The following is a 24680-nucleotide window of genomic DNA, read 5'->3' as shown; positions in this document are numbered from 1 at the left end:
GTTCGGGTTCCCGGGCCGCCCGGGTGAGGCGCCTACTCCGTGTGCTCGTCGGCCACGGAGAGCGCGGCGTCCAGAGCGGCCAGCCCCTCCTTCAGTTCGGCCTCGCCGGCATTGCACGGCGGCACGAAGTGCGTCCGGTTCATGTTGATGAAGGGCCACACGCCGTGCTTCTTCGCGGCGGCGCCGAACGCGGCCATCGGCGCGTTCGCCTCACCGGCCGCGTTGTACGGCACCAGCGGCTCCCGCGTCTGCTGGTTCTTGACCAGCTCAACGGCCCAGAACATGCCGACGCCGCGCACCTCGCCGACGCTCGGGTGCCGCTCCGCCAGCTCCCGCAGCCCCGGCTCGACGACGGACGCGCCCAGCTTCGCCGCGTTCTCGACTATGCCCTCCTCGGCCATCACGTTGATCGTCGCGACGGCGGCCGCGCAGGCCAGCGGGTGCCCGGAGTACGTCAGACCGCCCGGGTACGGCCGCTTCCCGAACGTCTCCGCGATCGCGCCGGAGATCGCGACCCCGCCGAGCGGCACATATCCGGAGTTCACGCCCTTGGCGAAGGTCATCAGGTCCGGCACCACGTCGAACAGGTCGGCCGCGAACCACTCACCGGTGCGCCCGAACCCGGCCATGACCTCGTCCAGGATGAAGACGATCCCGTACTTGTCGCAGATCTCCCGCACGCCGGCCAGGTAGCCCGGCGGCGGGACCATGATCCCGGCCGTGCCCGGAATGGTCTCCAGGATGATCGCGGCGACCGTCGACGGCCCCTCGAAGGCGATCGTCGTCTCCAGGTGCTCCAGCGCCCGCGCGCACTCCTGCTCCTCGGTCTCGGCGTAGAAGCGGGAGCGGTACAGGAACGGCGCCCAGAAGTGCACGACCCCGGCCGCGGCACCGTCGGACGCCCACCGGCGCGGGTCACCGGTGATGTTGATCGCCTGCTGCGTACCACCGTGGTACGAGCGGTACGCCGAGAGCACCTTCGGGCGTCCGGTGTGCAGCCGCGCCATGCGCACCGCGTGCTCCACGGCGTCGGCGCCACCGTTGGTGAAGAAGATCTTGTCCAGGTCGCCGGGGGTGCGCTCGGCGATCAGCCGGGCCGCCTCGGACCGTGCCTCGACGGCGAAGGCGGGCGCGAACGTGGACAGGGTCGCGGCCTGTTCCTGGATCGCGGCGACGACCTTCGGGTGCTGGTAGCCGATGTTCGTGAAGACGAGCCCGCTGGTGAGGTCGAGGTAGCGGTTGCCGTCGTAGTCCCAGAAGTACGACCCCTCCGCGCCTGCGACGGCGAGCGGGTCGATGAGCTCCTGGGCGGACCAGGAGTGGAAGACGTGCGCGCGGTCCGCGGCCTTCACGGCGGCGCCGGCCTGGGGGTCGGTCTGAGGGGTCATGCGGGTGAGCGTAAATGTCCGCGATGCGGAAGCGGTATCGGCGTCCTGTCTGCGGACAGGGGGTTTCCGCGACAGGTTGTCCAGGCCACCCGTCGTGCCCGACCTCGCTGCCTTCGCCCGCAACGGCTGTTACGGAGCGGTGGACACCGCTTCCGACGGCTCCCCTCGGGACCGCACTATTCTCGGTGCGTTGCACACCTATGGGGGGAAGGCGGCGCAGCCATGGAGGAACTGGCGCCCGGGGAGCCGCCGAGGATCGGCGCGTACCGGCTGCTGGCGCGGCTCGGGGCCGGCGGGATGGGGCACGTGTACCTCGCGCGGTCCGACCGGGGGCGCACGGTCGCGGTGAAGCTGGTGCGCCCGGAGCTGGCCGCGCAGGAGGAGTTCCGGGCGAGGTTCCGGCAGGAGGTGCAGGCCGCGCGGCGGGTCGGCGGGCACTGGACGGCGCCGGTGCTGGACGCGGACACCGAGGCCGCGGTGCCGTGGGTCGCCACCGGGTATGTCGCCGGGCCCAGCCTCCAGCAGGTCGTCGGGCGTGATCACGGAGCCCTGCCCGAGCGTTCGGTACGGATCCTCGCCGCCGGGCTCGCCCACGCTCTGCAGGACATCCACGCCGCCGGGATCATCCACCGCGACCTCAAGCCGTCCAACGTGCTGGTGACCATCGACGGTCCCCGGGTCATCGACTTCGGGATCGCGCGGGCGATGGAGACGCTGACGGAGAGCGGTCTGACACGCACCGGCTCGCTCGTCGGTTCGCCCGGCTTCATGGCGCCCGAGCAGGTGCGCGGCGACCGCGTCACGCCCGCGTGCGACGTGTTCTGCCTCGGTTCGCTGCTCGCGTACGCCGCGACCGGCGCCCTGCCCTTCGGCTCCGCCGACAGCGGGGTGCACGCCCTGATGTTCCGCATCGCCCAGGAGGAACCCGACCTGGCGGGCGTGCCCGAGGGCATCGCCGACCTCGTACGCGACTGTCTGAAGAAGGACCCGGCGGCCCGGCCGTCGCTCGAGACGATCCTGGAGCGGACGGGCGCCGAGGACACCGTCTCCGGCGGACGTTCCCGCGATCCCTGGCTGCCGGGCGCGCTGGTGGCCCAGCTCGGCCGGCACGCCGTGCGGTTGCTGGAGACGGAGGACCCGCAGGGGGCGGCGCCTGCCCCGGAGGCCGCCCCCGAGCACGCGTCCGCCGCGGACGACGTCCCCCCGGCGGACACGGCAGGCCCGGGGCGCCAGCCGACGCCGGTGGCGACGCCGCCGAACGCGGCGGCACCGGCGCCTGCGCACCCCGCCTACGGCCATCCCGCGCAGCACCCCCAGCAGCACCCGGCCTACGGCTACCCCCAGGATGCTCCCGCCGCTGTTCCGGCGCCGTACAACCCCTACGGCAACCCCGGCCCCACCCAGCCGTACGGCGGCCCCCCGCCCCTCGGCGCGACCGCGCTCCATCCACCCGGCGTCCTCCAGGAACCGCAGCGCCGCAGCGGCCGCTCCACGGCTCTCCTCGTCGTGGTCGCCCTGGTCGTCGCGCTGGCCGCGGGCGGTTCGGTGTACGGCCTGATGAGCGGGGGCGGCAGCCCCGCCGCGGGCCCCACCGCCTCGCCGGCCACCGACGCGCGCACCTCGCCGGACCCCACGACCCCCGAGCCGTCCCGGACGGAACCGCCGAGTTCCGAGTCGCCCGGCGACGGAGCCGTCCCTGAGGGGTACCTCGGCACCTGGGCCGCGACGATCGACAACGCCGACGGCGCGAACACCCGCCGGCTGACGATCCGGCAGGGCGAGGTGGGCGAGGCGGTCCTCACCCTGGTCGCCGACGGTCCCGCCGGGAACGGCACCTACCACTGCGAGTTCACGGCGCCGCTGGCCCAGAAGCCGGGCGTGGACGGCCCGTTGGAGATCGGCCCGTCCACCGTGGCGTCCGGCGAACCCCGCTCCTCCTGCTCGCCGGGAGCGGCCACCGAGATCACCCTGCTGCCGGACGGCAGCCTGGAGCGCGTGAACACGAGCACGGGGGAGAAGCTGACGTACCTCAGGCAGAGATGAAGTACCTGTTCCAGCAGGGAAGTTGAACGTACGGCGAACTTCGGCGGTGCGGCCTGGAATGCCCTTTCGGACAGCCGTACGGTGACCCCACGATCCGGCTCCGGGAGTGGCGGGGGAACCCACTGTGGAGTGGCTGAGCGCAGAGAACGTCGTGGCCGTCGGGACGGCGGTGCTCGGTATCGTCGCGTCCGGCGTCATGGTCTGGTACGAGCGCCGGGTGCCGCGGCGCAAACGGATCGGCTACCGCGTACAGATGGACAACCCGATCGGGGACGACGTCAGATCGGGGCGGGCCAACAGACGGCTGGGGCTGTTCGACGAGGCCCCCGGCATGACCGACGCCACGCTCGTCCTGCTGCGGATAGAGAACGACGGCTCGCAGAGCATCGTCGACAGCGACTACACCGGACGCGAACTCCACGGCCTGACCGCGGTGTTCACCGACCGCACCATCCGGGGTGTCTCGGTCACCCAGCCGCCCGAGACCGACCACCTCATGGACCACTTCACCGCGGCCGCCGGCCTCGGCTACGAGGGCAATACCCTGCGCATCCCGCGCGTCCCGCTCAACCGCGGCGACCACTTCAAGCTGCTCGTGCTGCTCTCCGGCGGCGACGTGGGCCGCGAGATCCGGCTGAGCGGCGGCATCCGGGACGGCGAGGTGCACCCCAACCGCAGCGCGACCCCGGACGAGAAGCCGCCCCTGTTCAGCCGCGCGGCCCGGCTGATCACCATCACGCTCACGCTCAGCGTCCTCACCCTCGCCGGCATCGTCGTCACCCGCGACGACACCCCGCCGCCCATCGGCTGCGCCCACGGCACTCTGACGGTCACCGGCTCGACCGCGTTCGCGCCCGTGCTGAAGGAGGTCGCGCAGAAGTACCAGCGGGACTGCGAAGGTGCGACCGTCGTGATCGACGCGCATGGCTCGACGGCGGGTGTACGGGAGCTGGCGGCGGCCGGTGCGCAGGGCAAGGGCGCGCCGCCCGTCGTGGCCCTCTCCGACGGCCCCAAGCCCAGCGACATGCCCGAGCTGCGGGAGAACCGGATCGCGGTGTCGGTCTTCGCGCTCGTCGTCAACGACGACGTCCCGCTGAAGAACCTGTCGACGCGGGACGTACGGCGCCTGTACCGCGGCGAGATCACCAACTGGCGGCAGCTCGGCGGGCCGGACCTGCCGGTGCACCTGGTCAGCCGCGACGCCAACTCGGGGACCCGGCAGGTCTTCCAGCGCCGGGTACTGGGCCGCGGCGAGATCGCCAACTCGTCCGTCGACTGCGTCCACAAGGACGACCCGACGGCACCGGTGACCCGCTGCGAGCTGGACTCGACGGACCAGGTCCTGGCGAAGGTCGCCGAACTCCCCGGCGCGATCGGCTACAGCGAACTCAATGCGGCCGACCGGGCACCGGGCCTGCACCACCTGAACCTCGACGCCGACCCGCCGTCCGTCGACGCCATCGAACACGGCACGAGCGCCTACCCCTACCGGGAGATCGAGTACGCCTACACCTACGGCCGGCCCCCGGCCGACTCCCTGGCGTCGAGCTTCCTGACCTACCTGGCACGGGGAAACGGCCAGGACGTGATCCGCACCCACGGGCACATACCGTGCTGGACACCGGAGGGGATGAAGCTCTGCGCCTAGGGCTTCGCCCAGGCCCGCTGCCCCCGGGTCACCTGGGCTCGGGCGGGCGCTGTCTGGGCATGTTCGGCCGGGCCGGACCCGGCGGCAGGGGGAAGCGCCCCTGCCCGCCCGCGGCGTCCTGCCGGGGCACGGCGGCCATCGTCGACTGGATGCCCAGCGGCGCCGACCCGGTACGGAACTCCATCATCCAGTCGGCGGTCTCCGCCCGCACCAGCTCGGTCACGTCCTCCGTGAACCTTCGCAGCACCCCCAGACACCGGTCGGCGGCCTCGCTCGCCGTGCCCTCCGCCGGACCCAGCACCTCCCGCACGCTCTCCGACGCCCAGTCGAACTGGAACATCTGAAGCCGCCGCTGGACCGCCTGCGCGGTCGCCACGTCCCTTATCCACCCCGACGTCACCCCGAAGAACCGGTCGACGCCCACGCACGCCCCCGCGAGCAGCAGCGCCAGATATCCCCACGGGGCCAACCCGTTGACGACTCCGGTGAGGTCCAGGAAGGGCAGCGCGGCCCCCGAGACCGCCCCGGCCGCCGCACCCGTGCGCAGCACCCGCGCGCCCCGCCGCTTCCACATCCGGTCGGACAGGTACCAGGCCGCGGTCTCCAGGGCCCCGCGCTCCGCCCACCGGTACAGCTCGTCCAGCCGCTCCGCCGGCTCGCCCCAGTCCCCGAGCGGAAACGCCCGCCCGGTCAGATCGCCCGGCCGCAGCCCGGCCGCACCCTCGCCCCGCCCGTCCTGAGGCGGACCCTCGGGCTGCATCTCCGGCTGACCCACCCGGCACTCCCTACTGATCCCGACCGATCACGTTGCGTCACACCGCGCACCGCGACACCGTGACATCTGATGCTGGTGCGCCGCACCTTCCTACCGCCCAATGGGTGGCGAAGAGGAAGGTTTCATTGCTTTTCCGCCCGGACGGGGGCCTTGATCAGGTATAGGGCGGACAATCAACTCACTCGAAAGAGTGCTGGAGCGATGCCTGCCTGGACCACGTAGGCTCGTGCCAGGCGGGGAAATCCCCGCTCCGACAGCCGTACGAAACCAGGAGCTGATCGTGATTCCCGGTGGTGGCCAGCCCAACATGCAGCAGCTGCTCCAGCAGGCCCAGAAGATGCAGCAGGACTTGGCGCGGGCGCAGGAGGAACTGGCGCAGACAGAGGTCGACGGCCAGGCGGGCGGCGGCCTGGTGAGGGCGACCGTGACGGGCTCCGGCGAGCTCCGCGCCCTGAAGATCGACCCGAAGGCGGTGGACCCGGACGACACCGAGACCCTCGCCGACCTCATCGTCGCGGCCGTCCACGCGGCCAACGAGAACGCGCAGACCCTCCAGCAGCAGAAGCTCGGCCCGCTGGCCCAGGGGCTGGGCGGCGGCAGCGGCATCCCCGGCCTGCCGTTCTGACGTTCGTACCGAGTGAGGCCCGTACCGCCTTTCTCGAACGGGCGGCGGCCAACTACGGTACGTACTGAAAGACCCTGAAGACCCAGGAAGGGCAGTCCGTTGTACGAAGGCGTGGTCCAGGACCTCATCGACGAGCTGGGGCGGCTTCCCGGCGTCGGTCCCAAGAGCGCGCAGCGGATCGCCTTCCACATCCTCCAGGCGGAACCGACGGACGTGCGCCGCCTCGCGCACGCCCTCCTCGAGGTGAAGGCGAAGGTCCGCTTCTGCGCGACCTGCGGCAACGTCGCGCAGGAGGAGCTGTGCAACATCTGCCGCGACGCCCGCCGCGACCCCACGGTCATCTGTGTCGTCGAGGAGCCGAAGGACGTCGTGGCCATCGAGCGCACCCGTGAGTTCCGCGGCCGCTACCACGTCCTCGGCGGCGCGATCAGCCCGATCGAGGGGGTCGGTCCCGACGACCTTCGGATACGGGAACTCCTGGCCCGCCTGGCCGACGGGACGGTCACCGAACTGATCCTGGCCACGGACCCGAATCTCGAAGGCGAGGCGACGGCGACGTACCTCGCCCGCATGATCAAGCCCATGGGCCTGAAGGTCACCCGCCTGGCCAGCGGCCTCCCGGTGGGTGGCGACCTGGAATACGCGGACGAGGTCACACTCGGCCGCGCCTTCGAGGGGAGACGACTCCTAGATGTCTGACGCCACGCTGCACGCGACCGAGCAGAACCCGGACGACTTCGCGGTCCAGATCGCGGACCAGGTCGAGAGCTTCCTGGTGGCCGTCACGGAGGTCGCGAAGGGCGACGAGCCCGACTCGGCCGTCCCCTTCCTCCTCCTGGAGGTCTCCCAGCTGCTCCTGGCCGGCGGCCGGCTCGGCGCGCACGAGGACATCGTCCCCGATGAGCGCTACGAGCCCGACCCGGGCCCGGAACCGGACGTGGACGATCTCCGTGAGAACCTCGCCCGCCTCCTGGAGCCGATCGACGTCTACTCGGAGGTCTTCGACCCCTACGAGCCCCGCAAGGCGCCCGTCCCGGCCCGTATCTCCGACGACCTGGCGGACGTCATCGCCGACCTGCGCCACGGCATGGTCCACTACCGCGCCGGCCGCACCACGGAAGCCCTCTGGTGGTGGCAGTTCTCCTACTTCTCCAACTGGGGCACCACGGCCTCGGCCAGCCTCAGGGCCCTGCACTCCGTCCTCGCCCACATCCGCCTGAACCAGCCCCTGGAGGAACTGGACGGCCTGGACACGGACCAGGACATGGGCGACGACGCTCTGGAGATCGAGGCCGGCCGGGTGATGGCGGAGGAGATCGGCGGGTCGCTGGGGCTGGGACCGGCCAAGCAGTAGCGACACCCGCCCTCCGGCCTGCGGCACTGTCAGAGCCCCCACATCCCCTTCCCCAACGTCGTCACCCCGCCCGCCAGGGCGAGCAGCAGCACGAGCAGGCGGGCCCGTTTCTCGGGTATCCGTCGAGCGAGCCCCCTGCCGATCAATCCGCCCGCCACCATCGCCGCCACGGCGGCGGCCCACCTCGGCGCACTCAGCTGCGGCACCCCGTTCGCCGCCACCGAGAACGCGTTGACGACGACGCCGTAGAACTGCGCGTTCGGTACGAACTCCCGTACGGTCCAACCCGCGTTGACCGCGTACAGGGACACCGGCGGACCGCCCACGCCCGCCGCGGAGTTCATGAAGCCGCCCACCACGCCGGCGGCGACCGCGCCCTTCCTGCCGCGCAGAGTGGGGAGTCGGGCGCCTCGGAGGACCAGGAGTACGGCGACCGTGACCAGGGTGCCCATGAACAAGAACAGGGCGGGCTCGGGAAGTTGGCGGGTCAACCAGGCGCCCGCCGGTACCGTGCACGCCGCCGCCGCGCACAGGGGCACCATCGCGCCCGCCCGCACCCGGCGCCAGCCGCCCGCGAGGCCTACGACGCTGATGGCCCCGGCGGCGCAGTTGGCGAGTACGACTCCGTCGGCCGCGCCGAGCAGGAGGACGAGGCCTGGGACGGCCACGAGGGCGAAGCCCATACCGGTGAGCCACTGCACGCAGGATCCGAGCAGCACGATCCCGGCCAGCAGCAGATCGTTTGTCACACCACGGCATGCTGCCCTGGTGCAGCCCGCTCCACCATGGGTTCGGGAGAGTCCTCCCTCGTGACTGCACCCAGGCCAGTGCTTGAAACTTAATTCACAGCAGTCACTTGTGTGTCATTGGTGTCAGTGGGCAGGGAGTGTTCTGGAACGGGCGGCCGGACATCTCACCATGCGGTACCGCAGAGGTGAAATTCGGACGCTCGTTAGACTGAGCCGACCCGCAGTACTCCAATGTATGTGCGGGAAAGAAGACGAACTGAGCGAGGAGCGCACGTGGGCCTTGTCGTGCAGAAGTACGGAGGCTCCTCCGTAGCCGATGCCGAGGGCATCAAGCGCGTCGCCAAGCGAATCGTGGAAGCGAAGAAGAACGGCCACCAGGTGGTCGTCGTCGTTTCCGCGATGGGCGACACGACGGACGAGCTGATCGATCTCGCCGAGCAGGTATCTCCGATGCCTGCCGGGCGTGAGTTCGACATGCTGCTGACCGCCGGAGAGCGAATCTCCATGGCACTGCTGGCCATGGCGATCAAAAACCTGGGGCACGGAGCCCAGTCGTTCACCGGTAGCCAGGCAGGCGTCATCACCGACTCGGTCCACAACAAAGCCCGGATCATCGATGTCACGCCGGGCCGGATCCGCACCGCGCTGGACGAGGGCAACATCGCCATCGTCGCCGGGTTCCAGGGCGTCAGCGCGGACAAGAAGGACATCACCACGCTGGGGCGTGGCGGGTCCGACACCACGGCCGTGGCCCTCGCCGCCGCCCTCGACGCCGAGGTCTGCGAGATCTACACCGACGTCGACGGCGTGTTCACCGCCGACCCGCGCGTGGTGAAGAAGGCGAAGAAGATCGACTGGATCTCCTTCGAGGACATGCTGGAGCTCGCCGCGTCCGGCTCCAAGGTGCTGCTCCACCGCTGTGTGGAGTACGCCCGCCGCTACAACATCCCGATCCATGTGCGCTCGTCCTTCTCCGGACTGCAGGGCACCTGGGTCAGCAACGAGCCGAAGCAAGGGGACAAGAAGGTGGAGCAGGCCATCATCTCGGGTGTCGCGCACGACACCTCCGAGGCCAAGGTCACGGTCGTCGGCGTGCCGGACAAGCCGGGCGAGGCCGCCGCGATCTTCCGCACCATCGCCGATGCCCAGGTCAACATCGACATGGTCGTGCAGAACGTGTCCGCCGCCGCCACCGGCCTGACGGACATCTCCTTCACGCTGCCGAAGACCGAGGGCCGCAAGGCCATCGACGCGCTGGAGCGCAACCGGGCGGGCATCGGCTTCGACTCGCTGCGCTACGACGACCAGATCGGCAAGATCTCCCTGGTCGGCGCCGGCATGAAGACCAACCCGGGAGTCACGGCGTCCTTCTTCGAGGCGCTGTCCGACGCGGGCGTGAACATCGAGCTGATCTCGACCTCCGAGATCCGGATCTCGGTCGTCACCCGCGCCGACGACGTGCCGGAGGCCGTCCGCGCCGTGCACACCGCCTTCGGACTGGACTCCGACAGCGACGAGGCCGTCGTCTACGGAGGCACGGGCCGCTGATGGCCCGAACCGGACGCCCCGGACGGCCGGCGCTGGCGGTCGTGGGAGCGACCGGCGCCGTCGGCACCGTCATGCTCCAGATCCTGTCCCAGCACGCGGACATCTGGGGCGAGATCCGTCTGATCGCCTCCCCGCGCTCGGCCGGCCGCAAGCTGGCCGTGCGTGGGGAGGAGGTCGAGGTCGTGGCCCTGGCGGAGGAGGCCTTCGACGGGATCGACGTCGCCATGTTCGACGTGCCCGACGAGGTCGCCGCGCAGTGGGCACCGGTCGCCGCCGCCAAGGGCGTGGTGGTCGTGGACAACTCGGCCGCCTTCCGGATGGACCCGGACGTGCCCCTCGTCGTGCCCGAGGTCAATGCGCACGCGGCGCGGGTGCGTCCGCGCGGGATCATCGCCAACCCCAACTGCACGACCCTGTCCATGATCGTGGCGCTGGGCGCGCTGCACGCCGAGTTCGGGCTGCGCGGGCTGGTCGTCTCGTCGTACCAGGCGGTCAGCGGGGCCGGGCGGGCGGGCATCGAGACCCTGCGGCAGCAGCTGTCCCTGGTCGCCGGCACGGAACTGGGGACCAAGCCCGGTGACGTACGGCGGGCCGTCGGGGACAACACCGGGCCGTTCCCGGAGCCGGTGGCGCTGAACGTCGTACCGTGGGCCGGGTCGCTGCGTGCGGACGGCTGGTCGTCGGAGGAGATGAAGGTGCGGGACGAGTCCCGCAAGATCCTCGGACTGCCGGGGCTGCCCGTCGCGGTGACGTGCGTACGGGTGCCCGTCGTCACCACGCACTCCCTCACCGTCCACGCCCGCTTCGAGGACGAGGTCACCGTCGACCGGGCCCGCGAGATCCTCGCCACGGCGCCCGGGGTGGTCCTGTGCGACGACCCGGCCGCCGGCGAGTTCCCGACGCCCGCCGATGTGGTGGGCACCGATCCGACCTGGGTCGGGCGGGTGCGGCGGTCGCTGGACGACCCCACAGCGCTGGAGTTGTTCGTGTGCGGGGACAATCTCCGCAAGGGAGCCGCGCTCAACACCGCGCAGATCGCGGAGCTGGTGGCGGCCGAGTTCTCCTGAGGCCCTGGGGCGGACGGAAAACGCCTGGCGGCAGGCGTGCGAGGGTTCGTAGTATCTGTGAGCTGGCTGTGTGTCAGGTGTCGGTCGGATATGGGTCGCATATGGGTCGGATGTGATCCGGTGTGAGCGGACCCATGGTCCGGACCACTTGAATCATGGGCCTGTACAACCGAAGATTTTCTCCCCGCCCTCCGCAACCGCGCCGAGGGCGGGGAGCGTCTTTGCGGTCGCCCTTCCGGGACGTGGGGACGCGTGTGATCCAGGCGTGGGGACGCCGTGGTGTGGGCGTGGGGACGCCCACCGTATGGGACATAGGGGAAGAGCGGTACGCATGAGGGCATTTGAGGCAATGTCAGTTGTGCTGCCTGACGCGAGAACGTTGCCGGTCGCGTCGGCCGTCACGGCTGACGCAAAAGTGACGCCCGGCACGTACAACCCTCACAGGGGGGAGCGTGTCCAACTGGCGTGGCAGAGGTACTCGAATTCTCAACGGCGACGCGCGGCACTGCGCTGCGGCCGCCCCGACGGCCCCGCATGCCCGGTGGGATGCCGGTGATCGCGCCCATGCCCGCAGCGCGGCCCACCCGCATACCGACCCAGCGTGACGGCGCCGACGACGCGGCGGCGGCCGGCACCACCGTCGATCACCTCACCGAGACCTACCGTGCCCACTACCGCTCGCTGCTGGGTCTCGCGGCGCTCCTCCTCGACGACACCGCCTCCTGCGAGGACGTCGTCCAGGAGGCCTTCATCCGCGTCCACTCCGCCCGCAAGCGGGTCCGCGACCCGGAGAAGACCCTCGCCTATCTCCGCCAGACGGTCGTCAACCTCTCGCGTTCCGCCCTGCGCCGCCGCATCCTCGGCCTGAAGCTGCTCTCCAAGCCGATGCCGGACATGGCGAGCGCCGAGGAGGGGGCGTACGACCAGCTGGAGCGCGACTCCCTGATCAAGGCGATGAAGGGCCTGCAGCGCCGCCAGCGCGAGGTCCTGGTGCTGCGCTACTTCGCCGACATGACCGAGGCCCAGGTCGCCGAGACGCTCGGGATATCGCTGGGCTCGGTGAAGGCGTACGGTTCCCGCGGTATCGCGGCCCTGCGCATCGCGATGGAGGCGTCGGCGTGAGGGACGAAGCCGAGGGCAGGGATTCCCACGAGCGACACGAGCCGTTCGCGTGGCACGAGCCGATGACGCCGCCGCACAAGCAAGAGCCGAAGCAATCGCACGCTGGGAACGAAACCGTGAACCACAGCCCTGACGAAAAGAGCCCCTCCGGGCTCGACTCGGACGAGCTGGCACTGCGCAGTCTGCTGCACCAGGCGGTCCAGGAGATGGAGCCGCGCGACGGCACACTGGACCGCCTGCGACGGGCAGTGCCCGCCCGCCGCGCGCGCAAGCGGCAAGCCGCCGTCGGCATGGCGGCCGCGGCCCTCTTCGTCGGCACCGCCATCCCCGCCCTGGTGCACGTGTCCAACTCCGCCGGCTCCGACGCCGACCCGTCGATCGCGGCCAACAGCTCCCAGGTGCAGGGCGGCGCCAGTTCGGGCAAGGGTCCGGACGGCGGGGCGAACACCTCCGGCGGCTCCGGCGGCAAGGCCTCCGGCACGGGCCAGGACAATCCGAAGGACACCGGGAAGGGCAAGGAGACCGGCACCACCACCGGCGCGTCCGGCGGCGCCGACCCGACGGCCACCAGTACGGCGACCGCCCCCGTCTGTAAGGCCGACCAGCTCGGCTCCGCCACCGCGACCGCCGAGGTCCCCGACTCGGCCGGCATCGTCTACGGCACCTTCCGCGTCACCAACGTCTCCACCACCGGCTGTACCGTCAACGGGCCCGGCAGCGTCACCCCCCTCGCCCAGGGCGCCGCGGACGCTACCAAGATCACGGTCGTGGAGCATGCCGCGGGCGACGCGGCCGCCGGCCTGCCCGCCCCCTCCCTCTACGTCCCCAAGCTGACCATCGCACCCGGCTCCGCCTACGAGGTGAAGTTCGCCTGGGTGCCCTCCGAGACCTGCCCCACCACCGGCACCAGCGGCGGCACCGACACCGGCGGGCCCAGTGCCGACCCGAGCCCGAGCGAGGGCGCGAGCTCCGCCTCGGGCACGACCACAGGCACCGACACCGGCACGTCCACCCAGCTGATCACCGAGGACGGCACGGCCGACGGCAGCGTGGTCGTCTCGCACACCACAGAGGCGGGATCGCCGACGGTTTCGGTGACGGTGTCGAACGCGTGCGCGGGGACGGTTTACCGGACGGGTCTGCTGGCGGGGTCGTAAGGAGTCCTGAGGAGTCCTGAGGGGTCCTGAGGGGTCCTGAGGGGGCATTCGGGCGGGGCGCGGTCAGACCGCCGCGTGCTGCTCTTCCTCGGTCACCAGACCGAGCTCCGCGTCCCGCGCGAACTCCACCTCGCGCCGGAGCAACCGGAACCACATGAAGATCACGAACCCGGCGAACACGAACCACTCACCGGTGTAGCCGAGGTTCTGGAATGCCTTCAGGTCCAGCCCCGTGTCCGCCGCGGCGGTCGCGGGTACGGCCTTCATCCCCGAGTCGCCCCGGTTCAGCGTGACCCACGCGTCGTAGACGTCGTACGGCACGAGGTTCACCAGCGACGCCGAGCTGATCGCCGCGGTCTGGCCGGCCGGCAGCCCGCCCTGTGCGCTGACGCCGTTGTCGCCCGGGGTCTCGGACGCCTGGAGCGAGCCGGTGACGGTGACCTCACCGGTCGGCGGCGCGGGGGCCTTGGCCGGGTCGGCGTCACCGGGCAGCCAGCCGCGTACGACGGGCAGGGCCTTGCCGTCGTCGGTGCGCAGCAGGGTCAGGACGTAGTAGCCGCTGCTGTCGTCCAGCTTGCGGTCGGGGACGAGCAGCTGCTTGCCGTACCGGCCGGTCGCGGTGACCTGGTCGCCGGACGTCTTCTTGTCCACGGGCAGCAGCTCGGCCAGCGGCCGGGCCGTCTGCGTCCGCTGGGACGCGGCCTCCTCGGTCGCGTCGCGGTGATCGGCCACCCGCGACTCGAAGCGGCTCAGCTGCCAGGACCCCATGAAGATGCAGAAGGGGATGGCCAGCAGCACGAAGACGTTGATCCCCCACCAGCGGGGCGTCAGCAGGAACCGGTACACGCCTTCAAAGGTACGGGGCGGCCGCGGAGGGGCGGGCGGCGGGGGGAGTGGCTGAGGGCGGCGGGGAAAGTCAGGAAATCGGAAGTGGATCGGAAAGGGACTTCTCGAAGTTATCCACAGGCTGGGGACCTCTTCAGCGGATTGTCGGGCGGTGCGGGCAGTATGGGGTCATGACTGAGAGCAACGGGTCCGTCTCGCCGGATCAGCAGGTACAGCGCGAGAAGATGCCGGACTGGGAGAAGCGCTTCCGGGCGCCGAGGGTGTCGCTGCCCGACTGGGCGGAGGACGCACCGCACCGCTCCTTGTTCGTGTCGAACGCCACGGGGACGTACGAGCTGTACGCCTGGGACCGTTCGACACACGAGCAGCGGCAGGTCACGAACCGGCCGAACGGCACGACGGACGGCGTGCTCTCCCCGGACGGCACGTGGATCTGGTGGTTCGACGACAAGGACGGCGACGAGTTCGGCGTCTGGCGCCGCCAGCCCTTCGCGGGCGGCGAGGACGAGCTCGCCACGCCCGGCCTGGACCCGTCGTACCCGGCGGGCCTGGCCCTCGGCAGAGACGGCCGTACGGCGGTCGTAGGCCGCTCCACGGACGACGACGGTACGACGATCCACCTCGCGCGCGTGGGTGAGCCCCCGGCGGAGATCTACCGTCACCGCGAGTCGGCGGGCGTCGGCGACCTCTCGCACGACGGCGCCCTGATCGCGATCGAGCACACCGAGCACGGCGACGCGATGCACTCGGCGCTGCGCGTGCTGCGCCCCGACGGCACGGCGGTCGCCGAACTGGACGACACGGAAGGCGGCACGCGGGAGCTGGGCCTGGAGGTGCTCGGCTTCGCCCCGGTCGACGGCGACACCCGCCTCCTCATCGGTCACCAGCGACGCGGCCGCTGGGAGCCCCTGGTGTGGGACGTCGCGACGGGCGAGCAGACGGACCTGGCGCTGGACCTGCCGGGCGACGTGAGCGCGGAGTGGTACCCGGACGGCAGCGGGCTGCTGATCGCGCACGGCTTCGAGGCCCGCAGCGAACTGCTGCGCTACGACCTCACGACGAGCGAACTGGCGAGCATCCCCACTCCGCCCGGCACGGTGTCCGGGGCGACGGCCCGCCCGGACGGCAGCGTGGAGTACCTGTGGTCGTCGTCCGCCGAGCCGTCCGCCGTCCGCTCGACGACGGGCGGGGTGGTCCTGGACCCGCCGGGCCTGAAGTCCCCGGGCTCGGTCCCGGTGGAGGACGTGTGGGTGGAGGGCCCGGGCGGCCGCATCCACGCCCTGATCCAGAAGCCGGCGGGCGCGACCGGCCCGCTCCCCACGGTCTTCGACATCCACGGCGGCCCGACCTGGCACGACAGCGACTCCTTCGCGGCGGCCCCGGCGGCCTGGGTGGACCACGGCTACGCGGTGGTCCGGGTCAACTACCGCGGCTCGACGGGCTACGGCCGGGCCTGGACCGACGCCCTGAAGCACCGCGTCGGCCTGATCGAACTGGAGGACATCGCCGCGGTCCGCGAATGGGCGGTCACCTCCGGCCTCGCCGACCCCTCCCGCCTGGTCCTCACCGGCGGCTCCTGGGGCGGCTACCTCACCCTCCTGGGCCTCGGCGTCCAGCCGGACGCCTGGACCCTGGGCATCGCCGTGGTACCCGTCGCCGACTACGTCACGGCCTACCACGACGAGATGGAGGCCCTGAAGGCGATGGACCGCACCCTGCTGGGCGGCACCCCGGAGGAGGTCCCGGACCGCTTCGAGGCGTCCTCTCCCCTCACGTACGTCGACCAGGTCAAGGCCCCGGTCTACATCTCGGCAGGCGTCAACGACCCCCGCTGTCCCATCCGCCAGATCGAGAACTACGTCAAGCGCCTCGAAACCCGCGGCGCGGTCCACGAGGTGTACCGCTACGACGCGGGCCACGGTTCGCTGGTCGTGGACGAGCGGATCAAGCAGGTACGACTGGAGCTGGAGTTCGCGGAGAAGCATCTCGGGAACTGACCGCCCTGCTTGAGCGAAGCCGAGAGCTCGGGGGAGGGCAAGGGCAGCGGGGGTGACCCTCCCCAGCCCTCCCCTCCCCAGCCCGGTCCTTCCCCAGCCCAGTCCTACTCCTCGCCCCGCCCCCGCCTCCCCAGCAACTCCGCCAGCCCTCGCCGCGTAGCCGCCAGCACCACCCGGTCCTCGGCCCGCAGCACATACGTGTCGGGCAGATCCCACACCAGCCCCGACTCACCCTGCCCAGCCTCGGCCGATCCCGATCCCGATCCCGATCCCGATCCCGATCCCGATCCTGACCTCGATCCCGACCCTGACCCTGACCTCGATCCCGCCGAACGCGAACCCGTCGCATCCAACGCCAACACCCGCCACGCCCCCGCCCGAAACGCCTCCGCCACCGTCTTCCCCTCCAGCTGCGGATGCCTACTCACATCCACCGACGCGAACAGCAGCACCCGCCGCTCCACCGGAATCGCCCCCAGGATCTGCCGCCCCAGCATCGCCCCGGCGAACGCGGGCGCCGCCAGATGGGAAACACTCCGGCTCCGGGTGAGCGCCTGTGGATGCGCGGCCCGCAGGGTCCGGTACACGGCGGTCGCGAAGTCGTCGTCGTACAACCGCAGCACCACCCGCAGATCGGGCCGCACGGCCCGCGCGTACAGCACGGCCTCGAGGTTCGTCGTGTCCGAACTCGTCACCGCGAGCAACGCATGCGCCCGATGGATCTTGGCGGCCTCCAGGACGCCCTCCTGTGTCACGTCCCCCAGCACCACCGGCACCCGCAACCGCCGCGCCGTAGCCAGCCCCCGCGCCTCCGGCCCGGACTCCACGCACACCACCGGGATGTTGAGCTCCCGCAGCCGCGTCAGCACCCGAGTACCGATCTTGCCGAGCCCGAGGAGCACCACATGCCCGCCCATCCCGCGCGGCGGCTTCCGCAGCGCCGACGCGCTCCGGAACGTTCCGAGCGCCTCCAGCGCCGCCGCCAGCAGCACCGGCAGCAGCAGCAACCCGACGAGCCCGGACAGGAGTTGAAGCACCTGCCGCTCGGTGGACGCCCCGATCGCCGGGTCGTTGATCGCGAAGAGATCCAGCAGCGTGAGATACAGCGCGCCCAGCGGATGGATCCCGGTAGCCACCCACAGCGCCACGGCCAGCGCGAGCACGCACCCCGCGATCCCCGCCAGCGACAACCGCAATCGCCGCGAGAACAGCGAGGCGAACGGCGGTACGGCCCCCATCCCGCGCCCCGCCGAAGCCGACGCGGACGGTCCGGCGTACGACACCTGCTCCAGTACGACGGTCCCGCGCCCGGTGGCGGCCCGTACCGCCGCGGCGTCCGGAAGCAGCTGCGGCCCGTGCTCCCCGCTGTTCTCGGAACCGTCGGCGCCGGCCGGGTCGTTGCTCGTCGTGGACAGCAGCGCGAGCGTGGCCAGCCCTGGGTCGGCCACCCGCCCGGGACCCGGCGGCGGCCGGTCCACCGCGCGCAGCAGCAGCCCGTCCGTCTGTACGACCTTGGTGGTGCCGGCGACGGCGGACGCGGCCAGTGCGGGCGCCGCGGTGTCGGCGTCGGACAGCACGGTGGTGGAGGCGTCGCTCCCCGCCGCCGTGCTGTCATCGGAGGCGGCCGCCAACGCCGCTGCTTGGTCGAGGAGTTCCTCGATGTGCTGGCCCAACCGCCGGTTGTAGAGCCGCAGGACGAGGTTCAGCCGGGGATTGAGCCGACGGGCGGTGAGGGCGGCGCGGATGTTGGTCTCGTCGTCGTCGTACACGAGCGCCAGCGCGGCCGCCCGATCCACGCCCGCCTCGGCGAACACGGCCTCGGAGGGCTCGGCGGCCTCCAAGGTCCGCTCGTGCCGGGCAGGTTCACCACCACTGGCGGCATTGCTGCCGCCACCGCCACCGCCACCGCTGCCACCGCCGCCATTGCCCGCGGCCCGGTTGACGGCCGCGCTCACCACCCGGTCGAGCAGTGCCGCCGACACCGCCCGGGCGCGCCCGACCACCGGCGGCCGGATCGTACGTTCCGAGGGCGGGACGACGAGCGTCACCTGCTCGCCGTACACGCCGCGCAGCTCGGCGGCGAGCCGGTGCGCGAGCCCGTCGTCGCCGCACACCACCATGTGTGCGCCGACGTCCGTCGGCAGACCTTGATTCGGAACGCTCCCCACGAGGGAGAAGACTGCCTTACTGGGACGGGTGGTTCCAGGAGTCGTCCCAGGCGGCTGAACACCGCTCCCCACAGCCCCGTACTGAAGGGGAGGGAGAACACGGAAAGCGGAGGTGCCCGACCCGTGGCGATCACCAACTCGGCCCCGCCCGGAGCCGACCACCGCGCCGACCCTGATGCCTCCGAACGGGACCACGAACGGGACCACGAACGGGACCACGAACGGGACCACGAACGGGACCACGAACGGGACCAGGAGGGCCGCCGCTTCGACTCCACCCTCGCCCTGACGATGCTTCTGCTCCTGCTGGTGCTGCTCCAGGGCCCCCTGCGCCGCGCGCTGTCCGCGCCGGTGATGCAGAGCTGGACGACGGTGTTCGTGGCGGTGGTCGTGCAGGCCCTGCCCTTCCTGGTCCTCGGTGTCCTGCTGTCGGCGGCCATCGCGGTCTTCGTGCCCCCCTCCTTCTTCGCCCGCGCCCTGCCGAGCCGTCCCGCCCTGGCGGTCCCGGTCGCGGGGATGGCGGGTGCGGTGCTGCCCGGCTGCGAGTGCGCGTCGGTGCCGGTGGCCGGCGCGCTGGTCCGCCGGGGCGTCACCCCGGCCGCGGCCCTGGCCTTCCTCCTCTCCGCGCCGGCGATCAACCCGATCGTGCTGACGGCGACCGCCGTGGCCTTCCCCCGCGCCCCGGAGATGGTCCTGGCCCGTTTCGTCGCGAGCCTGCTGGTGGCGTGCGTCATGGGGTGGCTGTGGCAACGCCTCGGCCGCGCGGACTGGCTGCGCCTGCCGACGCACGCGCCGCACGACGGCCAGAGCAAGGGCGCGGCGTTCTGGGGTTCGGTCCGGCACGACGTGATGCACGCGGGCGGCTTCCTGGTGCTGGGCGCGATGGCGGCGGCGACCCTGAAGGCCGTCGCGCCCGCGAGCTGGCTGCGCACGGCGGCCGACAACCCGGTGCTGGCGGTCCTCGCCCTGTCGGTCCTCGCCGTACTGCTGTCGATCTGCTCGGAGGCGGACGCGTTCGTGGCCGCGTCGTTCTCGCAGTTCTCGCTCACGGCCCGGCTCGCCTTCCTGGTCGTCGGCCCGATGATCGACCTGAAGCTGTTCGCCATGCAGGCGGGCACCTTCGGCCGTGGCTTCGCCTTTCGCTTCGCCCCCGCCACCTTCGCCCTCGCGGTCACCGTGTCGGTCCTGACGGGGACGGTGCTCCTGTGAACCGCCTCGCCCAGGCGGCGGTCCTGTTCCTCCTCGGCGCGGCCCTGCTGCACGCGGGCGCGACCGACCTCTACCTGCGCTACGTCAAGGCGGGTCTCCAGCCGCTGCTGCTGGCCTCGGGCGTGGTGCTGATCGCGGCGGCGGTGGCGACGGTCTGGTACGAGCGGCGTGAGGCAAAGGAAGTACGACAGCCTGACGCAACGGCAGCTCGACAACGTGAGGCAGAGGCAGTTCGACAAGGGGAACATGCGCACGTCCACCGCGAACCCCGGGTCTCCTGGCTCCTGATCCTCCCCCTCCTGGCCCTCATCCTGGTCGCCCCGCCCGCCCTCGGCTCCTACAGCGCGACCCGCACCGGCACGGCCCTGCAACAGCCCCTCGCCTACCCGCCCCTCCCCACCACGGACCCCCTCCGCCTCAGCGTGGTGGACTACGCGGGCCGGGCGGTCTACGACCACGGCCGCACCCTCACCGACCGCCGCATCCAGCTCATCGGCTTCGTGGCCCTCGACCACGACGGCACCCCGTACCTGGTCCGTATGGCCCTCAACTGCTGTGCCGCCGACGCCCAGCCGGTCAAGATCGGCCTGACCGGCCACATCCCGCCGGTCCTCCAGCCGGACACCTGGCTCCAGATCACCGGTACCTTCACCTCCAGGCAGGTGAAGGACCCCGTCAACAACGGCCCGATCCCGTTCATCGAGGTCACCGCCGCGAAGCCGGTCCCGGTGCCGCACGACCCGTACGACGAGTCATGGAACACCTGACGGCTCGCCGGAGTGCTAGTGCCCGGGCTCCTTGCCATCGGATTTGGTGTTCGACTTTCCGTTTGCCTTGGCTGCGCCGGTCTGCGTCTGCGTCTCCGTCGGCGTCTGCGTCTGTGCCAACTGGTCGGCGCAGTAAGCAGCGACGTTCTCCGAACCACCGGCGGCTGTGACGAGCCTCTGCCAGGCCGTCGAGTTCACCGCTTTGCCGCGGCCCTCCACCGATGCGTACGCACGACAGTGGGCCTGGATGTCCTTGGCTGTGGGCGGGCGGTCCGGCGTGGCAGAGGTGGCAGGATCGGGTGATTTGGCCGCTTCCGGCACTGCCGTGGACGGTTGGGGAGCGGTCGGTGACGGATGCCGTCGTCCAGGGGCGTCGCCCTGCGGGGCCCCGGCGGAGTGGGGCGAGCCGATCGCCGCGATCGCGACACCGCCCAGGCTGAGGCTGACGGCGAACAGGGCGACGGTGGCTTTCATCCGGCGCGGGATCGGACTGCGTCGCACCCGCCAGTCGTCCCGTCCAAGTGTCCGCGCCTCCTTGTGCAGGCCGGCGTCCCGGGCGGCGCGGAAAGCCGCCACAGCCCGCTGCTCGCCCGATGCGCCGAGGGCGTCCGCGCGCAACGCCTGGCGGAGCGCCGATTCCAGCCCGGTCGAACCGATCGCGTTGTCCGCATGGGGCGCGCGGCCTCCTGCACCAGCGCGCCGATGTGCCAGTGCTCCGCCCTCGCTGTGTCGGTCACCCATGCCCGTGTCCGTCCCTGCGTGATCGTTGCCCGTTGGTCTTACGCGTCCGGCGCCCTCGTTGCTCACTTCGACTGCCTCAGCGTATGAGCCCCGTTTCGTGTCACATCCGAGGCACCCGAGGCATCCGAGGCATCCGAGGCGCCGAGTTGGCGGCCCAAACGCTTCAGCCCGCGGTGGGCGGCAGTGCGTACCGCGCCGGGACGCTTGCCGAGGACGCGGGCGGCGGCCGGACCGCTCAGGCCGACGACGACGCGCAGCAGCACTGCCTCGGCCTGATCGCGGGGCAGGCTGCGCACCAGTTCCAGTGCGCGTTCGGTCGAGAGGGCTTCCAGAGCCTGGTCGTGGGCACTGTCCGGCCCGGGCAGCTCTACGAGATGCAGATCGACCGGGGCGATCACGGGGCGGCTGCGGCGGCGGCGCAACTGGTCCAGGGCCCGGTGGCGGGCGATGGTCGCACTCCAGCCGCGAAAGCCGGCGCCGTCGCCCTTGAACCGGCCCAAATCCCGGGCGATCTCCAGCCAGGCCTCGGACGCCACATCCTCGGCATCCTGGTCGACCAGCCCGCGCACGTAGCCGAGCAGTCCGGGCTGCACGATCCGGTACACGACCGCGAAGGCGGCCTCGTCGCCGTCCTGGGCCCGTGCGACGGCGGCACCCAGCTCCGCGTCCCGCGCCTGCGTGCTGCGGCGCTCGCCTCCCTGGCCCAAAACCCGTCCTCGTCCGCACCGTTCGTCGAGCACACACGGCGGTAGACCCCTGATGCGGTGCCACGGGCCCTGCCCCTCCCTACTTGGTCATCAGCGTCAGGTCTCACAGAAATGTCACAGGGACCCGCCGGCCCCGGTCGTTCCGGTCGGCAAGGCGGCTGACCGACGCCCGCGCACTGCAGCCGAAGTGATCTATGTCACGGCAACGTGTTTGCCTGTGACGTTTATCGGGCCAGGCGCGCTGTGGAGGCGGGTCACCTTAGTGACGGGTGTGCCCTGAGTGACTTTCCTTTGTGGCCTTTCCGGCCTTCTGTGGGGTGGATTCGTCGTGAGTCGTCGTACGTCGCATGCGTACAGACCGCTGAGCATGAAGCGACGGGCGTGGTTGACGCTCGGTGCCGTGGTCCTGGGAGGCGGGGGCGTGGTGACCTACGCCGTGGCCAGCCCTTCCGGTGATCCCGGCGCGGCAGGCCGGGCCAAGCGACCGGTGAAGGTCTACGACCTCGCGCTGAAAGGCACCGCAGGCGGCAAGCGGGAGCTGCCCGGCACGGAGACCAAGCAGTTCTCGATGCTCGGCGTCTCCTGGGACGGTGCTGCCAAGCGGTTCGACGGCAAGGCGCAGGTTCGCACCCGTAGCCTTGAGACCGGCAAGTGGAGCGACTGGCGGGAACTCGAGGTCGACGTCGACCCGCTGGAGAAGCCCGACCCCGGTGCGCGGGGCGCGTCCGAGCCGTTCTGGGTCGGCCCCTCCGACGGCGTCCAAGTGCAGGTCGTCGGCAAGAACGGAAACTCCGCCGCGCTGCCCAAGGGACTCAAGGTCAACCTCGTGGACCCGGGCGTGGTGACCGATGCCGAGGCCAAGGCCGCCGGCACCGAACCCGCCGCGTTCGTCGCCGAGGACAGTCCCAGCGCCACGGCCACCGACACCGCCACGGCCACCGACTCCGCCTCGCCGAGCGACGGCACCACCGCCACACCGACGGACGAGCAGACCAGCGCATCCTCGTCCCCGACCGACACCACGCCCGCGGCCCCTGCCACCGACTCGGCATCCGCGTCCCCCTCGACGAGCACGAGCACGTCCCCGAGCCCGTCGGCCACCGTGCCCACCGCGCCGCCGTCCACCGTGTCCAAGCCGCCGATCGTCTCGCGCGCCGACTGGGGCGCCGACGAGTCGCTCAGCCCCGACCCGTCGGAGTACATCGCCGATGTGAAGGCCGTGTTCGTCCATCACACGGATGGGGTCGACTACGACTGCTCCCAATCGGCGTCGATCGTGCGGGCCATCTACGCGTACCACACCGCCCCCGCCCCCAACGGCAACGGCTGGAACGACCTCGGCTACAACTTCCTGGTCGACAAGTGCGGCACGATCTTCGAGGGCCGCAAGGGCGGCGTCGACCTGCCGGTGTTCGGCGCGCACACCTACGGCTGGAACCGTGAGTCCGCGGGCATAGCGGTGATCGGTAACTACGTCTCCTCCAACGCCAGCAACGCAGCCCTGACCTCGGTCGCCCGCCTGGCTTCCTGGAAGCTCGGCCAGTACAACGCCGACCCCGCCACCACCGTGCAGCTCAAGGCGGGCGCAACCCAGACGAACTACTCCGGCACCAGCTTCACCGCGGGCAAGTACTACACCTTCAACCGGATCTCCGGCCACCGCGACGGGTACAACACCCAGTGCCCCGGCGGCTCCCTCTACGCCCAGTTGCCGACCATCCGCGCCTGGGCGGCCGGCCCGGTGCAGGGACTGAAGGTCACCTCGGTCGGCGGTGCGGGCCTTTCGGGCTCGACGTACTACACAAAGGGCGGCATCACCGTCCACTGGACGGCCACCACACCGGCCTCGCTCATCTCCAAGTTCGAGCTGCTGGTCGACGGCAAGACCGTCGCCACCACCTCCGGTACGGCCACTTCCGCCACCGCCACGCTGGCCCTGGGCAGCCACACCGTCGCCGTGCGGGCCGTGCACCAGTCCAAGAAGACGACGACCAGCGCCGCGCTGAACGTCGTGGCGGAGACGACCGCACCGACCTTCACCACCACCCCGAAGCTCTCCCTGCGCACCGGCACCGTCAGCACCACCGCCGTCCCGGTCACGCTCGGCTGGAAGGCCACCGACGACAAGGCCCTGAGCTCCGTCAAGCTGCTGAAGCCGACCGCGGCCACGTTCGGCCCGACCGTCACCAGCTCCAGCCGCACCGCCAAGCCGGGCACCGCCACCACCTGGTCGATGGGGGCCTACGACTTCGCCGGTAACTACCGCACGTCCTCGCCCGCCTACACCCCCGTGATCCTGCAGGAGAGCTCCGCCGCCAAGTCCGGCAGCTGGACCACCCGCTCCTCCACCAGCTACCTCGGCGGCAAGTCCTACTCCAGCGGTTCCAAGGGCGCCGCCCTCACCTGGACGTTCACCGGCCGTTCCGCCGCCTGGGTGGTCTCCCGCGCCACCAGCTCCGGCCAGGCATACGTGTACGTCGACGGCACCAAGGTCGCCACCGTCGACCTGAAGTCCGCCACGACCCTGTACCGGCAGGCGATCTGGACCAAGACCTGGTCCAGCAGCGCCAAGCACACGGTCAAGATCGTCGTGGTCGGCACCAGCGGCCGTCCCACCATCACCACCGACGGCCTCGTCTACATCAAGTAGGGAAAGCGACTTCTGGTTTACGCGGGCGACGTGCAGCACACTGCCGCGACCACCGAGGCGGTCATCACCGTCACCAAGTAGTACCCACCGCCCGCGCTGATCTGTCAGCACCGTCAGCG

20 protein-coding genes are annotated in these 24680 nt (G+C 71.2%); 13 read left to right on the top strand and 7 right to left on the bottom strand.

Annotation, left to right across the window (positions count from 1 at the left end; genetic code table 11):
• Window positions 1-32 precede the first annotated feature (32 nt).
• Window positions 33-1388, bottom strand: a complete 1356-nt coding sequence (locus tag ABT114_RS04955) for an aspartate aminotransferase family protein (RefSeq protein WP_351138677.1) — start codon at window positions 1386-1388, stop codon at window positions 33-35.
• Between the two features lie 222 nt (window positions 1389-1610).
• On the opposite strand from ABT114_RS04955, the gene ABT114_RS04950 reads away from it, so the two are divergent.
• On the top strand, window positions 1611-3431 hold the full coding sequence (locus ABT114_RS04950; RefSeq protein ID WP_351138675.1) for a serine/threonine-protein kinase: 1821 nt from the start codon (window positions 1611-1613) through the stop codon (window positions 3429-3431).
• 124 nt (window positions 3432-3555) lie between these two features.
• Complete coding sequence (locus tag ABT114_RS04945) at window positions 3556-5079, top strand: substrate-binding domain-containing protein (protein ID WP_351138673.1); 1524 nt, start codon at window positions 3556-3558, stop codon at window positions 5077-5079.
• Window positions 5080-5107: 28 nt separating this feature from the next.
• Here the strand turns inward: ABT114_RS04945 and ABT114_RS04940 are convergent, their stop codons facing one another.
• A complete protein-coding gene (locus ABT114_RS04940; protein WP_351138671.1) occupies window positions 5108-5854 on the bottom strand; it encodes an SLATT domain-containing protein in 747 nt (248 codons plus the stop codon).
• Window positions 5855-6134: 280 nt separating this feature from the next.
• Here ABT114_RS04940 and ABT114_RS04935 point away from each other — a divergent pair, with 280 nt between their 5' ends.
• The 3 genes from ABT114_RS04935 (at window position 6135) to ABT114_RS04925 (ending at window position 7833) form a co-directional block, all read left to right on the top strand.
• Window positions 6135-6479, top strand: a complete 345-nt coding sequence (locus ABT114_RS04935; protein WP_351138669.1) for a YbaB/EbfC family nucleoid-associated protein — start codon at window positions 6135-6137, stop codon at window positions 6477-6479.
• A 99-nt stretch (window positions 6480-6578) separates the two neighbouring features.
• Window positions 6579-7178 (top strand): recombination mediator RecR, encoded by a 600-nt coding sequence (gene recR / locus ABT114_RS04930; protein ID WP_351138667.1) that lies wholly within the window; start codon window positions 6579-6581, stop codon window positions 7176-7178.
• Window positions 7171-7833, top strand: a complete 663-nt coding sequence (locus tag ABT114_RS04925; RefSeq protein ID WP_351138665.1) for a DUF5063 domain-containing protein — start codon at window positions 7171-7173, stop codon at window positions 7831-7833. The genes recR and ABT114_RS04925 overlap by 8 nt, the downstream gene beginning before the upstream one ends.
• A gap of 29 nt (window positions 7834-7862) precedes the next feature.
• On the opposite strand, the gene ABT114_RS04920 is transcribed toward ABT114_RS04925, so the two are convergent.
• Window positions 7863-8582 carry a TSUP family transporter gene (locus ABT114_RS04920; protein WP_351138663.1) on the bottom strand — a complete coding sequence of 240 codons (720 nt, stop codon included), beginning with the start codon at window positions 8580-8582 and terminating at the stop codon, window positions 7863-7865.
• Between the two features lie 273 nt (window positions 8583-8855).
• Between ABT114_RS04920 and ABT114_RS04915 the strand changes: the two genes are divergently transcribed.
• The 4 genes from ABT114_RS04915 to ABT114_RS04900 all read left to right on the top strand — a co-directional run bounded on the left by ABT114_RS04915 (window position 8856) and on the right by ABT114_RS04900 (window position 13476).
• Complete coding sequence (locus tag ABT114_RS04915) at window positions 8856-10130, top strand: aspartate kinase (RefSeq protein ID WP_351138661.1); 1275 nt, start codon at window positions 8856-8858, stop codon at window positions 10128-10130.
• Window positions 10130-11197 (top strand): aspartate-semialdehyde dehydrogenase, encoded by a 1068-nt coding sequence (locus ABT114_RS04910; RefSeq protein WP_351138659.1) that lies wholly within the window; start codon window positions 10130-10132, stop codon window positions 11195-11197. Before ABT114_RS04915 ends, ABT114_RS04910 begins: the two co-directional genes overlap by 1 nt.
• A gap of 534 nt (window positions 11198-11731) precedes the next feature.
• On the top strand, window positions 11732-12319 hold the full coding sequence (locus tag ABT114_RS04905; RefSeq protein ID WP_351139496.1) for a SigE family RNA polymerase sigma factor: 588 nt from the start codon (window positions 11732-11734) through the stop codon (window positions 12317-12319).
• A gap of 116 nt (window positions 12320-12435) precedes the next feature.
• Complete coding sequence (locus ABT114_RS04900; RefSeq protein WP_351138657.1) at window positions 12436-13476, top strand: hypothetical protein; 1041 nt, start codon at window positions 12436-12438, stop codon at window positions 13474-13476.
• A gap of 63 nt (window positions 13477-13539) precedes the next feature.
• Here ABT114_RS04900 and ABT114_RS04895 read toward each other — a convergent pair whose 3' ends face one another.
• Window positions 13540-14322, bottom strand: coding sequence for an SURF1 family protein (locus tag ABT114_RS04895; protein ID WP_351138655.1), 783 nt, complete (start codon window positions 14320-14322; stop codon window positions 13540-13542).
• A 170-nt stretch (window positions 14323-14492) separates the two neighbouring features.
• On the opposite strand from ABT114_RS04895, the gene ABT114_RS04890 reads away from it, so the two are divergent.
• Complete coding sequence (locus ABT114_RS04890; protein WP_351138653.1) at window positions 14493-16319, top strand: S9 family peptidase; 1827 nt, start codon at window positions 14493-14495, stop codon at window positions 16317-16319.
• A 104-nt stretch (window positions 16320-16423) separates the two neighbouring features.
• Here ABT114_RS04890 and ABT114_RS04885 read toward each other — a convergent pair whose 3' ends face one another.
• Window positions 16424-18439 carry an NAD-binding protein gene (locus ABT114_RS04885; RefSeq protein WP_351139494.1) on the bottom strand — a complete coding sequence of 672 codons (2016 nt, stop codon included), beginning with the start codon at window positions 18437-18439 and terminating at the stop codon, window positions 16424-16426.
• Window positions 18440-18610: 171 nt separating this feature from the next.
• Here ABT114_RS04885 and ABT114_RS04880 point away from each other — a divergent pair, with 171 nt between their 5' ends.
• Both ABT114_RS04880 and ABT114_RS04875 read left to right on the top strand, forming a co-directional pair.
• On the top strand, window positions 18611-19696 hold the full coding sequence (locus ABT114_RS04880) for a permease (protein ID WP_351138651.1): 1086 nt from the start codon (window positions 18611-18613) through the stop codon (window positions 19694-19696).
• A complete protein-coding gene (locus ABT114_RS04875; RefSeq protein ID WP_351138649.1) occupies window positions 19693-20463 on the top strand; it encodes a TIGR03943 family putative permease subunit in 771 nt (256 codons plus the stop codon). Before ABT114_RS04880 ends, ABT114_RS04875 begins: the two co-directional genes overlap by 4 nt.
• 15 nt (window positions 20464-20478) lie before the next feature.
• Here the strand turns inward: ABT114_RS04875 and ABT114_RS04870 are convergent, their stop codons facing one another.
• Together ABT114_RS04870 and ABT114_RS04865 are read right to left on the bottom strand one after the other, a co-directional pair.
• Complete coding sequence (locus ABT114_RS04870) at window positions 20479-21204, bottom strand: hypothetical protein (protein WP_351138647.1); 726 nt, start codon at window positions 21202-21204, stop codon at window positions 20479-20481.
• 62 nt (window positions 21205-21266) lie between these two features.
• Window positions 21267-21911: an RNA polymerase sigma factor gene (locus ABT114_RS04865; RefSeq protein ID WP_351138645.1), complete on the bottom strand. Its 645-nt coding sequence runs from the start codon at window positions 21909-21911 to the stop codon at window positions 21267-21269.
• A gap of 367 nt (window positions 21912-22278) precedes the next feature.
• On the opposite strand from ABT114_RS04865, the gene ABT114_RS04860 reads away from it, so the two are divergent.
• Window positions 22279-24561: a peptidoglycan recognition protein family protein gene (locus ABT114_RS04860; protein ID WP_351138643.1), complete on the top strand. Its 2283-nt coding sequence runs from the start codon at window positions 22279-22281 to the stop codon at window positions 24559-24561.
• Window positions 24562-24680: the final 119 nt, after the last annotated feature.

The sequence above is a fragment of the Streptomyces sp. NPDC002088 genome (assembly GCF_040296605.1).
In the GTDB taxonomy this organism is placed as follows: domain Bacteria; phylum Actinomycetota; class Actinomycetes; order Streptomycetales; family Streptomycetaceae; genus Streptomyces.
This window is presented reverse-complemented; position numbering and strand designations above follow the sequence as displayed.

What these genes read in the sequence shown, in the direction of transcription:
- ABT114_RS04955 (WP_351138677.1), bottom strand. Translation starts at nt 1,388, where the DNA reads ATGACCCCTCAGACCGACCCCCAGGCCGGCGCCGCCGTGAAGGCCGCG.
- ABT114_RS04950 (WP_351138675.1), top strand. Translation starts at nt 1,611, where the DNA reads ATGGAGGAACTGGCGCCCGGGGAGCCGCCGAGGATCGGCGCGTACCGG.
- ABT114_RS04925 (WP_351138665.1), top strand. Translation starts at nt 7,171, where the DNA reads ATGTCTGACGCCACGCTGCACGCGACCGAGCAGAACCCGGACGACTTC.
- ABT114_RS04910 (WP_351138659.1), top strand. Translation starts at nt 10,130, where the DNA reads ATGGCCCGAACCGGACGCCCCGGACGGCCGGCGCTGGCGGTCGTGGGA.
- ABT114_RS04905 (WP_351139496.1), top strand. Translation starts at nt 11,732, where the DNA reads ATGCCCGGTGGGATGCCGGTGATCGCGCCCATGCCCGCAGCGCGGCCC.
- ABT114_RS04890 (WP_351138653.1), top strand. Translation starts at nt 14,493, where the DNA reads ATGACTGAGAGCAACGGGTCCGTCTCGCCGGATCAGCAGGTACAGCGC.
- ABT114_RS04885 (WP_351139494.1), bottom strand. Translation starts at nt 18,439, where the DNA reads ATGGTGGTGTGCGGCGACGACGGGCTCGCGCACCGGCTCGCCGCCGAG.
- ABT114_RS04870 (WP_351138647.1), bottom strand. Translation starts at nt 21,204, where the DNA reads ATGGGTGACCGACACAGCGAGGGCGGAGCACTGGCACATCGGCGCGCT.
- ABT114_RS04860 (WP_351138643.1), top strand. Translation starts at nt 22,279, where the DNA reads ATGAAGCGACGGGCGTGGTTGACGCTCGGTGCCGTGGTCCTGGGAGGC.